The sequence below is a fragment of the Marinobacter sp. bablab_jr008 genome (assembly GCF_016464145.1).
Taxonomy (GTDB): domain Bacteria; phylum Pseudomonadota; class Gammaproteobacteria; order Pseudomonadales; family Oleiphilaceae; genus Marinobacter; species Marinobacter nauticus.
This window is the reverse complement of the sequence record NZ_JACDWW010000075.1, coordinates 23,831-35,829: the sequence shown is the minus strand read 5'-3', so window position 1 is coordinate 35,829 and position 11,999 is coordinate 23,831. Positions and strand designations below refer to the sequence as shown.

At 56.9% G+C, this 11,999-nt stretch carries 10 protein-coding genes; 6 read left to right on the top strand and 4 right to left on the bottom strand.

Annotated elements, in window-relative coordinates; genetic code table 11:
- Positions 1 to 13 precede the first annotated feature (13 nt).
- Positions 14 to 943, bottom strand: a complete 930-nt coding sequence (locus tag JIF53_RS15260; protein ID WP_113879677.1) for a chemotaxis protein CheV — start codon at positions 941 to 943, stop codon at positions 14 to 16.
- 185 nt (positions 944 to 1,128) lie between these two features.
- Between JIF53_RS15260 and flgA the strand changes: the two genes are divergently transcribed.
- The 3 genes from flgA to JIF53_RS15245 all read left to right on the top strand — a co-directional run bounded on the left by flgA (position 1,129) and on the right by JIF53_RS15245 (position 2,768).
- On the top strand, positions 1,129 to 1,836 hold the full coding sequence (gene flgA, locus JIF53_RS15255; protein WP_199453167.1) for a flagellar basal body P-ring formation chaperone FlgA: 708 nt from the start codon (positions 1,129 to 1,131) through the stop codon (positions 1,834 to 1,836).
- 127 nt (positions 1,837 to 1,963) lie between these two features.
- Positions 1,964 to 2,290, top strand: a complete 327-nt coding sequence (gene flgM / locus JIF53_RS15250; protein WP_199453165.1) for a flagellar biosynthesis anti-sigma factor FlgM — start codon at positions 1,964 to 1,966, stop codon at positions 2,288 to 2,290.
- A 7-nt stretch (positions 2,291 to 2,297) separates the two neighbouring features.
- Positions 2,298 to 2,768 carry a flagella synthesis protein FlgN gene (locus JIF53_RS15245; RefSeq protein WP_199453163.1) on the top strand — a complete coding sequence of 157 codons (471 nt, stop codon included), beginning with the start codon at positions 2,298 to 2,300 and terminating at the stop codon, positions 2,766 to 2,768.
- A gap of 71 nt (positions 2,769 to 2,839) precedes the next feature.
- On the opposite strand, the gene JIF53_RS15240 is transcribed toward JIF53_RS15245, so the two are convergent.
- Positions 2,840 to 3,583, bottom strand: coding sequence for a pilus assembly protein PilB (locus JIF53_RS15240; RefSeq protein WP_199453162.1), 744 nt, complete (start codon positions 3,581 to 3,583; stop codon positions 2,840 to 2,842).
- Positions 3,584 to 3,787: 204 nt separating this feature from the next.
- On the opposite strand from JIF53_RS15240, the gene JIF53_RS15235 reads away from it, so the two are divergent.
- From JIF53_RS15235 to JIF53_RS15225, 3 genes are all read left to right on the top strand, one after another.
- Positions 3,788 to 4,396 carry a peptidylprolyl isomerase gene (locus tag JIF53_RS15235; RefSeq protein WP_199453160.1) on the top strand — a complete coding sequence of 203 codons (609 nt, stop codon included), beginning with the start codon at positions 3,788 to 3,790 and terminating at the stop codon, positions 4,394 to 4,396.
- 5 nt (positions 4,397 to 4,401) lie between these two features.
- Positions 4,402 to 6,297, top strand: a complete 1,896-nt coding sequence (gene mnmC / locus JIF53_RS15230; protein ID WP_199453158.1) for a bifunctional tRNA (5-methylaminomethyl-2-thiouridine)(34)-methyltransferase MnmD/FAD-dependent 5-carboxymethylaminomethyl-2-thiouridine(34) oxidoreductase MnmC — start codon at positions 4,402 to 4,404, stop codon at positions 6,295 to 6,297.
- Between the two features lie 90 nt (positions 6,298 to 6,387).
- Positions 6,388 to 7,032 (top strand): CBS domain-containing protein, encoded by a 645-nt coding sequence (locus JIF53_RS15225; protein WP_014421707.1) that lies wholly within the window; start codon positions 6,388 to 6,390, stop codon positions 7,030 to 7,032.
- Positions 7,033 to 7,059: 27 nt separating this feature from the next.
- Here JIF53_RS15225 and JIF53_RS15220 read toward each other — a convergent pair whose 3' ends face one another.
- Complete coding sequence (locus tag JIF53_RS15220; RefSeq protein ID WP_199453156.1) at positions 7,060 to 9,798, bottom strand: hypothetical protein; 2,739 nt, start codon at positions 9,796 to 9,798, stop codon at positions 7,060 to 7,062.
- 147 nt (positions 9,799 to 9,945) lie between these two features.
- The gene (gene ligA, locus JIF53_RS15215; RefSeq protein ID WP_199453154.1) at positions 9,946 to 11,982 is read right to left on the bottom strand and encodes an NAD-dependent DNA ligase LigA; all 2,037 of its coding nucleotides are present in this window, start codon (positions 11,980 to 11,982) and stop codon (positions 9,946 to 9,948) included.
- Positions 11,983 to 11,999: the final 17 nt, after the last annotated feature.

Genomic DNA, 11,999 nt, shown 5'->3' with positions numbered 1-11,999 from the left:
CATCAGCCGAGCATCAGTGCTGATCAATAATTTCCATTACTCGCTCGGCCAGCTCATCCGGGCTGAATTTCGCCATGAAATCGTCTGCGCCCACTTTCTGCACCATCGCCCGGTTGAAGACACCGCTCAGCGAGGTGTGCAGCATTACATACATTTCTTTCAGAGCCGCATCTTCTTTGATTCTGGTAACGAGGGTGTAGCCGTCCATTTCCGGCATCTCAACATCAGAGATAATCAGAGACAGGTGGTCGTTCGCTTTCGACCCGTCCTGAGTAAGCTCTCTGAGATACTGTAGCGCTTGCTTGCCATCATTTTTGGTAACCACTTCCATTCCGATGGCGGTCAGGCAACGCTCGATCTGCCTGCGAGCCACGGAAGAATCATCCACAACCAGCACGGGCAAATGACCCGGAACGCGTTCCGCACTTCGACTCACCAGCTCTTCCGTCACATCTTCCCTGAGCGGAGAAACTTCTGCAAGAATCTTTTCTACATCTATGATTTCTACAAGTTTATCGTCAATCTTCGTAACCGCTGTCAGGTAAACATCCTTCCCTGCGCCCTTCGGCGGAGGCAAGATATCTTCCCAGTTCATATTCATGATCCGGTCTACGCCCGTTACCAGAAAGCCCTGGGTTTTACGGTTGTACTCGGTGATGATCACGAAACTGGTAGACAACTGCTCTTGGGGAATACCCGGCAGACCGATCGACATACTCAAATCAATAATGGGAATGGTCTCACCACGAATGTGGGAAACGCCTCTGACGACGCTCCGGCTATTGGGAATCGACGACAGTTTCGGGCACTGAAGAACTTCCTTAATCTTGAATACGTTGATGCCGTACAACTGCCGCCCCCGTAGACGGAACAGCAATAGCTCAAGCCGGTTCTGACCGACTAGCTGGGTGCGCTGGTTAACGCTGTCTAATACCCCTGCCATGATGCTTTACTCCTGGCGTGCCTATACCGGCATCAATATTGCTTTGACCTTTGCAAGGTGTTTTCAGGCCTGTCCAAGACAAATCTTTGACGCCTGCAAACCTGTTAAGGGTTAACGGCCCGACAACCCGAATCCTTAACGTGTTTCGACAAAATCCACAGATACAGACAGCATAGGACAAACCGGTGCGTATGCGAATCATCTTTTTGGCTGCATTGTGTCTATCACTGAGCCCAATCACTCTGTCTTCAGAGAGAACCAGTGCTGAAGCCATCCGTAACGCTGCCCAGACGTTCCTGGCAGAGTGGTCCAGAACCCTTGCTGCCGAGGGCTACACGAGCCGCTACGAAGTTGGCGCTATCGACAGCCGCATCGCCCTTGCTGCCTGCAACCAGGGGCTGAACGCCGAGTTTGCGGGCGATCCGCTACAGACCACCAGCCCGTCGGTCCTGATTTCCTGCAGTGGTGAGCGCCCCTGGAGAATGTACGTTACCACCAGCGTCGAGGTTCACGGCCCTGCCCTGATAGCAGCCCGTCCTCTGGCGCGGGGCGAACGCCTGACGCCGGACCTGGTCACCGTAAATTCGGTGCAGATCAATGCCAGTCGTCGCGGCGTACTCACCCGCAAAGAGTCCGTTTCAGGCATGATGATGCGCCGCCCGGTGAACGCCGGCACGGTAATGACCCCGGATCTCCTTGAAGCTCCCAACGCGATTGAGCGGGGTGACCATGTTATTATCACCGCGCGCTCAGGCTCATTCTCGGTATCATCTCGCGGTAAGGCACTGGCGAGCGCGGGCGTTGGAGAACAGGTACTGGTGGAAAATCTCCGCTCGTCCCGGACAGTCAAAGCTCGTGCCGTTGGCGCCGGGCGGGTCGAAATTCCGATGTAAGGCGGCAAACAGCAAGAGCGGCAAATGTTTTCCGTTTTGTAACTAAAGTATGGCGCGGATTTGCCGTTAAGCAGATATAAACCCGAATACGCCACTTTCTTGTGGCCCCAGGCAAGCAGGTATTGATATGTCAGTTGACTTAAATGGAATTGGCCCCGGCCAGGTCAACACCACGCGCACCACGGCCGACAAAGCCTCAGGCAATCGAACGTCACAGGCGCCCACAGGCGAGCAAGCCAAGGCCCAGAGCCCCGCTGCCCGTGGCGAAAACGTGAACCTGAGCAATCAGGCGAAAAACCTGAAGCAACTTGAGCAGAAGCTGGGGGACTACCCCGAAATGGACGATGATCGCATCGAACAGATTCGTTCTGCTCTTGAGAACGGCACCTACAAGGTAGATGCCCAGAAACTGGCCCAGAAAATGCTTGAGATGGATAAAAGCATTTTCGGGTGAGTAAAGCATGACTGCACATGAACAGTTGAAAGCGATTCTTCAGGAAGATATCCGCCAGCTTGAGTCGCTGGCGGAAGTACTCCACCAGGAAAAATCCGTGCTCTCCTCTGCGGATATCCAACACCTCCAGGAAATGACCAGCCGGAAAAACCAGATTCTTGAGGGCATACGCGAACGCGCCAAAAAGAAGATTCACCTGCTGGTGAATATGGGCTACAAGCCCAATGCCGGAGAGCCATCACGCTTCATTCGCGCCGCTGGTATGGATGAGCTGTACCAACTCTGGAAAGACGCCGACACCCGTTTGCGCGAATGCCAGGCCGTGAATCAGAACAACGGCCGAATTCTTGGCCACCTGCAAAAGCGCCTGTCACGCCTTACCGACATCTTCCGAGGTGCTTCCGCCCAGCAGAAGCTCTATGGTGCCAAAGGTCAGCAGACCAACGTCTCAAGCACCAACATTCTGGCCAGCGCCTGATACGCCCATCGCTCACAGACAACGAAATGCCCGGAGATCTTCCGGGCATTTTTCGTTTCAGGGCAAGATTTTCAACGCGTATAGATGGTCATCTGGGAATCCGGGTGAAAGCGGATATCGCGAATGCTGACATTGCCCATGGGTGGAGTCTGGCCGCCCACCACGCGAATATTATCCATCCGGATTTCCTCGATACGCTCCGGAAATGCCAGCCTCAGGCCTCCGTCTTCCTGTAGCGTGTAGCGAGGCTCTGAGTCCCGGTAATGCACACCCGTAATTGTAAGGTCTGAATCCAGAAAACTGAGCACCGGCACGAATACATTTGCCGCCAGTCTGATCCCTTCCACCACATCGACATCGGGAGATTCTCCTGAGAGATCGTCCCGGGCGCTGGCGGGCATGGAAGACACGGCCTCCAGACGCTCCATCAGGCCAATACCGCTTTGTGCAGACACCCCTGACATTTCCTCTTCCGAGAGGGGGGTGAGTCCGCTCCGCTCGTAGAGTTCGCCCGCTCCGGCGCCTATCTGCGCTGCATTGGTGTTGCTGGACGCCAGTGACACCAAGGGCTGAAATGGCAAGGTGACCATGGTAACAAGCGCTGCTGCATTGCGGTAACGCGACTGATGCTTGAGTACGCGGTGGAGTTCCCTCTCTGAGATCCAGCCGGCAGCAATTAACACCTCACCGAGGCGCTGCCCGGTTTCCCTCTGAGCACGAAGCCCTTCTTCCAGCTGACCTTCAGACAGGTAGCCACGATTGATCAGCAACCGGCCAAGCCGGGATTTCTCTTCAAAACCCTGACGGATTCTCACCAGATTCCTCCTGCAGTATCAGTGATCACCGTACAACCCGGCCCGGTATTCAACAGTCAAGTGAAGCGTAGCCCACAACCTCTGAGCGTGCTGTTCTGATTTGCCCTTAATGGCGTAATGATCTGTTAAGATCTGCACAAACTACGTAATAACCGGATTATCTCAGTATTCTGGTCACCACCTGTAACAGAGAGCTGCCTTGAAATGACAAATCCCGTAAAACTCGTCCCGATTGTGATGTCTGTCCTGTTTGCCTTCGTTGCCACTCTGCTGACCACCTCACCAGCCGTGGCGCAGAACGAGGAACCGGCACTTCCTGAGGTCCGTTTTGTCACGACGGAGGGCTCTTTCGTGCTTCAGCTTCGGCCCGATGTTGCGCCCAAAACCGTGGAAAACTTTCTGGCTTACGTAAACAGCGGTTTTTACGATGGCACCATCTTTCACCGGGTTATTCCCGGCTTCATGGTTCAGGCCGGCGGATTCGATGAGAACCTGGGGCGTAAACAGACCCGAGCTCCCATCGTGAACGAAGCTACCAGCACCCTGCCCAACCTTCGCGGCACCATCGCCATGGCCCGAACCAATGCGCCGGATTCTGCCACCAGCCAGTTTTTCATCAATGTGGCCAATAATGATTTCCTGAACGCCGGAGTTCGGGGCCCGGGCTATGCGGTTTTCGGCAAGGTGACCGATGGCATGGGTGTGATTGATCGTATCGCAGGGGTCCAGACCGGCTACCAGCGCGGAATGGCCGATGTTCCGGTGAGCCCGGTCATCATCGAGTCCGCCGAAGAAATCACAAAAGACAACTAAGCCCCATGATTAACGACCTTCGTCCGCCGGCAATGGAACCGGCGGAGCTGATATGGCGAGACGGAGTGCCTGAATCAGCGCGCTTTGGCGACGTTTACTTCAGCAGAGATGACGGTCTGGCCGAAACCCGTTACGTGTTCATCGAAAGAAATGGACTACCCGGGCGCTTCGCCGAACTCGACAGGAACAGCCACTTTGTGATCGCCGAGACAGGCTTCGGAACCGGGCTCAACTTCCTGGCGACCTGGGCCGAGTGGCTGGCTCAACGACCTGACGATAAAGACCACGCAATTCTTCACTTCATCTCGGTGGAACGTTACCCCCTGTCTCTGGCCGATCTGGAAAAGGCCCTGGAGAGCTGGCCGGGGCTGCAGCCCCTGGCTCGGGAGCTGATTGAGAACTACCCACCGCTGATCAAAGGAACGCACCGCCTGGTACTTGGCGGCGGCGCTATCAGGCTTACCCTCTGTTTTGGCGATGTACTGGACGCCTGGAACGAACTGGAATTCGTGGCCGACGCTTGGTTCCTTGATGGGTTTGCGCCGTCGCTGAACCCGGACATGTGGCTCGAAAAAGCCATTCATCAGATTCGGGCTCACAGCCAACCAGGCACCACCCTGGCCACCTTCACCTCGGTCGGCAGGGTTCGTCGTGCGCTGGCAGATGAAGGCTTCGAGATGGCGAAAGTTCCCGGCTTCGGGCGCAAGCGGGAAATGCTGACCGGCAGACTGCCAACCTCCGAAGATGTCTCTGCCCCCACTGTCGGAACTGACCCCATCGTCATCATTGGTGCCGGGATCGCCGGTGCCGCTCTGGCCCGCAACCTGGCGGAACGGGGCGTTCCGGTGGTGCTTGCCGACCAGGCCAGGGGCCCCGGAGCAGGAGCTTCCGGTAACGACCAGGGGGCCCTGTACGTAAAACTCGGTGTCGAGTACAACGACCAGACAGAGCTCGCAGCCACCGCGCTTTGCTTCAGTCAGCGCTTCTACCAACGCTGGCAGGGCGAGTTCTGGCACCCAAGCGGGTTGCTGCAGCTCGCAGCCACAGACCAGGAGCAGGATCGCCAAAAGCGGTTTCTCGAACGCAGCAGCTACCCCGAAAACCTGCTGGGTGCCGTATCACCCGCAGAAGCTAGTCGTATTGCCGGCATACCGCTCCAGTGCGAAGGGCTATGGTTTCCGGGTTCCGGGTGGCTACAACCGGCCCGAGCGTGCAAAACGCTGATTGAGCACCCACTCATCCGCACGATTTTCGGGTTCAAGGCCGATACGCTGAGGTGGGCAGACAACCACTGGGTCATTCAGGCCAGTGACGGAAGATCTCTCAGAGCCGCAAAGGTTGTGGTTGCTGCCGGCCATGAAAGCACTGCCCTCGCTCCTGTACCTGAGGGCCAGTCACTGCGCCTCAAGCCCATTCGCGGACAGGTCACGCGTATACCCGCAGACGACTGCCAGCTTCCAGATGTAGTCATTTGTGGCACCAAATACCTGAACCCCGCTTATGACGGCAGTGCCATAACCGGTGCCACATTTGATCTTCGCGACGATAACCCCGAACCAACGCCCAAGGGGCATCAGGAAAACCTGGACCAACTTCGGGAACTGCTGCCCTCCGTAAACATCTCAGAGCACATACAGGCAGAACATCTTCAGGGGCGCGTGGGATTTCGCTGTACCACACACGACTATCAGCCGGTGGCAGGTCCGTGCCCCGGCAACAATGAGATATCCCGGACCGGCGTGTATCTGCTCACCGGTTTTGGCAGCAAAGGCCTGGTATGGGCTCCCCTGCTGGCGGAATATCTGGCCGACCGGATCTGCCAGCAACCGGCCTGCCTGAATACCCGACTGGCCCGTCGTGTGGAAACGGGACGCCTTTACCGGAACCAACTAACCGTATAGTAATAAACTCGAGCTATAGCGAACGGTCCGGCGGCCGATAAACCGTCATAAGGTGGCAGTAGAGGGGGAAATCCCCGGAGAGGTGGAACCATGTCCATTTTCGTCAGTGAACCCGGACGTCCGATCGGAACCCGGTTACCCGAAGCGTTCCGAAGTCGCCGGGTGGGCGATGTCACCGAGCTGTCGGAGTCTGCGTCCATTTCTGCCGAACACAGCGAGGCTACCGACGCCGAGTTCCAGCAGGCGGTGCACAGCGGCGGTGGTGGTAGCAGCTTCCGCGCACTTCAGGAGTATGGTGCCGCTGCTGCGGGCGAACGTCGGGAGGAAAGGGTTTACCTGCCCGTCGCCGACATCAGCTCGCCAGCGCAGTTTTCGGTTCCTGCTTCTGCCACCGTCGCAGAGGCGCTGGAGACCATGGAAGAACACGGCGTTCACCATCTGGTCGTGCTCTCGGATAACAATGTCGCAGGCCTGATCGACCTGCGCTGGCTTCTTTCGTGGATTCACGAGAACAGTTCGGAAGCTTTGAACCAAAGCCTGATTCACATCGAACTACCGGCTTTTCTGACTGCATCTCCCGAAACCGATGCCCATCAACTGGCACGCCTGATGCTCGCTCACCGGCTGAATGCGGCCCTGGTCATCAATGCTGCCGGACAACCCGCCGGCGTGGTCACCAGCACCGACTACCTGAAGCTCTATGCCAATGCGGGCCGACAGGAAGGGGCGGTCTGACCCACCCCGGACCTGCAACCCGGAGGATTACGGCGTTATCGGTGTCAGTAACTCACCTTCCGGGCTGAAAACAAGCAGCATCCTTTCGCCATTTCGGTTCACCAACGCCACCACTTCATCGTCGCGGTAATTCTCCAGATCGAGAATGTCCAGACCTTCGAATGCCAGTTGCCTACGCCAGTTGCGGAAGGCTACGTCAGATTCGGAGGTATCCACTCTCGCCAGGATACTCTCTGTGCCCGCCACCGGCGCCGCCTGGCCTTCAACAAAGCTCCCGTTGGTGTTGCCCGACACCACAATATCACCGTCAAACCGGACACCACGGGTCAGGAATTCGTTGGATAGATCACCCGCATCATCAACGGTGTACGCGCTCAGAGGTTCGCCTGAAGTATTGAATCCCAAAACAAAGCCGGCCCGATTATCCAGCCGCGTGCGAATAATTTCATCCTCCGCATTTTCGGTACCGGCATCCTCTGGCTGCGCTTCACGGAATCGGTAGCTATAGGGCGCGTCGCCGACCAGCACCACCCCGGCACCACCATACAGACCGTCCCCGAGCGATTCAGAGCTGTCTTCACCCACCTGATACACGGTCGGTGACTCTCCGGTGTTGCCATTGAAGAAATACGGGCCAACATTTCCGAGGCCATCAAGCGTCATTGGCGACGCCCCGAACAGCAGAGCCAGCGAGCCTTGTGAGCTACCACCGACCACGGTCTCATCACCTGATGAGCCAACCTGCCGTGTCCAGGCCAGGGTCGGCTCCAGAGCCCCTGCGTTCTCCGCCGTATCAATGCGGGCCAGGAAACTGTCGGTGCCGCCCTGGTAGGCATCGGTATTCCAGGCACCGCGGGTTTCGCCGCCCACCAACACATAGCCAGTGGTGCCGTTAATGCCCACCCATCGCACCGAATCGTCCGCCGGCGTGCCAATTCTGAAGATATTGTTTCCGATCCAGCTCGGAAGATAGTTCCCCGAAGCACCGTCATAATGAAACAGGGCCGTTACCGCATCAGACCCGCCAACGGGAGCACCCGGTTCTGCCTGGTCAGAGCTGAAAGCAACGGCAATTTCATAACGATTCACACGGTTATTGTTTTCAGTGACCGTTCGTACACCAACGTCCAGGAATACGTCTGAAGGTTGCAGCGTTATCGCCGGGTCTGTCACCTCAACAATCTGCAGCTTCGTACCCGCCTGGTCATAAATGCGGACCTGGATCTGATTGTTCCCGGGAAGGTAACCAGCAACAAACACCCGGCCCTCATGGCCCAGCGACACATCCGTTGCCATAAAGCCATCACTCCAGACCAGCGGTTCAATCAGACGGTTCAGGTTCAACCTCAGCAGTGTTTCAGACTCGCCCCTCGCATATCCGGCCCGGCCAGCCTGGTAATTTACATCGACGCCAATAGGCGCAGCGTTGTCGTCCAACTCATCCTGAAGATTGTTATAAACAAGCGCACGCACACCAAAGGTGATTTCATCCTGCTCCAGCGGGAATACCAGCTCCTCAATTGGGTCATAGGTACCCTGAGCATTCTTCTCAACAATCTCGAAAGTTTCGTCCTCGACAACACCCGTCAGCTCGCCAATTCTTGCCAGCTTGGCTCTGAACAGGGTTTTACGGTCACCCGTGAGAATGGCGCGATACTCACGAGTGGTCTCGGTATTGATCGTATCGCGACTACCGCCATTGACGGTTTCTATGCTGAGTAGCGGCTCGTTATCCTCAATTGAAAGGTTGGCTTTGACCTCAACACTACCATTGCCCAGCGAGGCAATGCCCTGGCGTACTTCGGTCAGAACCATGGTCGCCACTTCTGTTGGCTCGGGAATCAGGTCGTCAACCACTTCAAAGGGAATGTAGCACTCGGTAAGACCGGGCTTCAGTGTCACAACACCGCCGGTTACCGTATTGCCAGTCGTGTCATATTCGACGTACTCAAGAGGGTTACCCTCTTTATCAACGGGGTGATTCAGCTCGTCGCTGAGCGCAACAAGGTCTTCGCCGATAATAATCGCACCGGTGTTGGCGCGGCTATATTTGCAGTCCTGATGGGCGGGATCAGTTTCGTCATTGTCACAGGCAGTTGGGTCGAAATCAGAACGCAACTCAAAGGCGATTTTGACCTCGGTAACGGAGGGTTGATCCAGATTTACTTTTACATACGCGCGCTTTGTTGGGTAGGTGACTGACTCAGTTCCATCCGGCGCGCCCTCATCCGTGAACTTCTGAAGCTCATAAGAATAGGAGCCTGCATCAAGCTCAGGCACCGCACACCGCTCTTCCGACTCGTCTTCGGAGTCCTGGCTTTCACCTTCTTTCAGATTGGCTCCGGCTAAGGTGATAACGTTCCGCTTGACGTCGATATCAAACGGCTGAAAACCCGCCATGCGGCCATCCGTGGTGACTATCTCGATATTCTCGGTCTGGCCAAGATCAGCTTCACCCCGGTTGCCTCCGGATAGCCCAGGCACACCGCGCATGATAATACCCTGACGCGCCTTATTGCTGGTGTCTTCCAGCGCAAGCCAGGATGGCGCATTGGTCAGCGAGTAATCGAGTATGCTTTCACCGCCATAGGCACCCCAGTTGTAGTAATACTCCACCCCCAGATAGGCGGTGGTGGGTGGCGCCCCCAACAACGTGGGCTGGTCAGGATCTTTTTCGGTCTTGCAGCCGGTTGCTGCCAGGGCAATCAAGGCAACACCAAGGAGGCGGCCCGAGGCGGTTGAGCGGGAGAACAAATCGGCGCGCATGCAAAAATCCGTTTCATGACGTTATTGTTATGGCCGTGCCCGGATGCCTGGCATCCGGTTTACACACCGTTACAGATCAACGCCATGGTAGCCAATTTGAATCCGGAGCGATCTGCGCGAGTTCTCAGATTCTTTGGCCAGCAGCCCTCAGACCTCGATACCATGTTTCCGCAGCAGGTCGGCCAGCCCTGCCTCATCCAACACAGGCACCCCCAACTGCTCAGCCTTGGCCAGTTTAGAGCCGGCGGCCTCGCCTGCGACAACGCAGGCGGTTTTTTTGGAGACACTACCAGCAACCTTGGCACCGAGCTGCTCAAGCTTTTCCTTGGCCTGATCCCGTGTCATGCCTGAGAGAGTGCCAGTCAATACCCAGGTCTGACCACTGAGAGGCTGTTCATCGACCGACAGCACATGCTCTTCCTGCCAGGTGACGCCTGCTTCTTTCAGCGCCGCAAGTGTTTCCTGATTATGGGGCTGATCAAAGAAGCTCCGGATATGACCGGCCACAATAGGCCCGACATCAGGCACCGTCTGGAGAGACTCTTCATCCGCTTCGGAAATCGCTTCCAGCGTGCCGAAATGGGCTGCCAGCCCCTTGGCGGTCGCCTCACCCACTTCACGAATACCAAGTGCATAAAGGAACCGCCAAAGCACCGGTTCACGGGAGCGATCGATGGCGGCAGTAAGATTTGCCGCAGATTTGTCGCCCATACGCTCCAGACTGGCGATCTGGAATTTCGTCAGCCGGTAAAGATCCGCCACGGTGCTGACCATACCTTCGTCCACCAACATCTCGATCAGCCGGTCCCCAAGGCCCTCAATATCCATGGCCTTCCGGGAGGCATAATGCCGGATCGCTTCCTTGCGCTGAGCCGGGCAATACAGGCCGCCCGAACACCGCGCAACGGCCTCTCCCTCAATCTGGACAATATCCGAGCCGCAGACCGGGCAGTGCTCGGGCATTTCAACCATCGGCGCCATGGCCGGGCGCTTTTCCGGCACCACCTTCACTACCTGCGGGATAACATCCCCGGCCCGGCGAATGAACACCGTATCGCCGATATGAACGTCCAGGCGTCGGATCTCATCCATATTGTGCAGGGTTGCATTTGACACAGTCACACCGCCGACAAACACCGGCTTCAGGCGGGCTACCGGTGTCACTGCTCCGGTTCGGCCCACCTGGAATTCCACATCTTCAATGATCGTCAGCTCTTCCTGGGCCGGAAACTTGTGGGCGATCGCCCAACGCGGGGCGCGGGAAACAAAACCCAGCTCCTGCTGAAGATCGAGACGGTTTACCTTGAACACAATGCCATCGATTTCATAGGGCAAGCTGTCGCGCTTGGCCATCAATTCGTGGTAGGCATCCAGACAGGCTTCCACACCCTCGGCCTTGCGCATTTCCGGATTGATCCGGAACCCCCAGTCCCTGACAAGCTGCAAACTGTCCCAATGAGTTTCAGGCAGTACACTTTCATCAGTTACCGCCATACTGTAGGCACACAGTTCCAACGGGCGCCTGGCGGTTACCGTCGATTTCTTCTGGCGCAGGCTTCCGGCAGCAGCGTTGCGGGGATTTACAAAGGTCTTCTCGCCCTGCTCTGCCAGGCGCTCATTCAGCTTCTCGAAACCGGCACGGGGCATGTACACCTCGCCGCGGACCTCAACAAGATCCGGGTATCCCGAGCCACGCAGCTTGAGAGGTACCGACGGAATGGTGCGAATATTGGCGGTGATATCTTCGCCGGTATAGCCGTCACCCCGGGTCGCGGCACGGGTTAATGTACCGTTTTCGTAGTGCAGACTGACGGCGAGACCGTCCAGCTTGGGCTCACAGACATACTCAATGGCCCCGTCCTCTCCCAACCGGTCACGAACCCGACGGTCAAAATCCCGGAGTTCGTCCTCACTGAAGGCATTATCCAGCGACAGCATCGGCAGGCGATGGGTAACTTCCTCGAAACTGGTCTCAGCGCTGCTGCCTACCCGTCGGGTCGGCGAATCCTCTGTCGCGAGTTCCGGGTGTTCGGCTTCCAGCTTCTGCAACTCCCGAAACAACCGATCGTACTCGGCGTCGGGGATCCTGGGGTCGTCCTGAACGTAGTAGTAATAATTGTGGTCTTCGAGGGTAGCGCGCAGAGAGTCCACGCGCTTCCGGATAGTTTCGGGAACGTTGGTCATCGGGTCTGGGGTCCGGA

Excerpts from the sequence above, each read along its gene's own strand:
- JIF53_RS15225 (WP_014421707.1), top strand. The coding sequence starts at position 6,388 with ATGTCCATTTTCGTCAGTGAACCCGGACGTCCGATCGGAACCCGGTTA.
- mnmC (WP_199453158.1), top strand. The coding sequence starts at position 4,402 with ATGATTAACGACCTTCGTCCGCCGGCAATGGAACCGGCGGAGCTGATA.
- ligA (WP_199453154.1), bottom strand. The coding sequence starts at position 11,982 with ATGACCAACGTTCCCGAAACTATCCGGAAGCGCGTGGACTCTCTGCGC.
- JIF53_RS15235 (WP_199453160.1), top strand. The coding sequence starts at position 3,788 with ATGACAAATCCCGTAAAACTCGTCCCGATTGTGATGTCTGTCCTGTTT.
- JIF53_RS15220 (WP_199453156.1), bottom strand. The coding sequence starts at position 9,798 with ATGCGCGCCGATTTGTTCTCCCGCTCAACCGCCTCGGGCCGCCTCCTT.
- flgM (WP_199453165.1), top strand. The coding sequence starts at position 1,964 with ATGTCAGTTGACTTAAATGGAATTGGCCCCGGCCAGGTCAACACCACG.
- JIF53_RS15245 (WP_199453163.1), top strand. The coding sequence starts at position 2,298 with ATGACTGCACATGAACAGTTGAAAGCGATTCTTCAGGAAGATATCCGC.
- JIF53_RS15260 (WP_113879677.1), bottom strand. The coding sequence starts at position 943 with ATGGCAGGGGTATTAGACAGCGTTAACCAGCGCACCCAGCTAGTCGGT.